General features: G+C 56.8%; 1 protein-coding gene. It reads right to left on the bottom strand.

Annotated features, from left to right (window positions below):
• Positions 1–89: 89 nt before the first annotated feature.
• Positions 90–662 (bottom strand): two-component system response regulator VirG (gene virG, locus NKI29_RS33365; RefSeq protein ID WP_352577402.1); only part of this gene is annotated, 573 nt, incomplete at its 5' end.

Genomic DNA, 662 nt, shown 5'->3' with positions numbered 1-662 from the left:
GACCGGTAGCTCTCGCCGTAATTGATCAGGCTGGTACTGTTGGAAGGCTTGATCAGCCTCGTCACCCCAATCTCCAGCATAGCTCACTGTCACGCGGCCAACGTGCCTCCGTAGCTAACATCTACGTCAGCGTTGAAGAAGTACCCTGCGCCACGGGATGTTTTGACCAGGCGAGGGTTGGCCGCATCAGCCTCCAGCTTTCGGCGCAAGCGCATGATTAGGACATCGATACTTCGATCGTACACCTCTTCTCCACGCACACGGCTCGCGAGCAAAAGCCGTTCTCTGGATAGCACGTTGCGGGGGTTCTCCAGAAATGCGATCAAGAGATTGAACTCACATGCGGTAAGCTTGACCTCGCCACGCTCCGCACAGATCAGTCGCCGCTGCTTCACGCTGAGCTTCCAGGCCCCAAAGCGAAATGAGCGCTGCTCTCTGGTTCGCGGACTAGAAATGCGCTGGCGTAGCGCTACTCGAATGCGGGCCAAGAATTCGCGCATCCCGAAAGGCTTGGGAATGAAATCGGTTGCGCCGAGCTCCAGTGCAACCACTTTTTCCGCCTCATCAAGCCGGTCGCCGCTGATCACTATGATAGGAACATCCGATTTTGTCGCCAGATTGCGGACGATCGCAAGTCCATCCTCCCGGCCTAGGTTAAGGTC

This window comes from Mesorhizobium sp. M0678 (genome assembly GCF_040320505.1).
Lineage (GTDB): Bacteria > Pseudomonadota > Alphaproteobacteria > Rhizobiales > Rhizobiaceae > Mesorhizobium.
The sequence above is the reverse complement of the archived record's forward strand: the minus strand, read 5'-3'. Positions and strand labels throughout refer to the sequence as shown.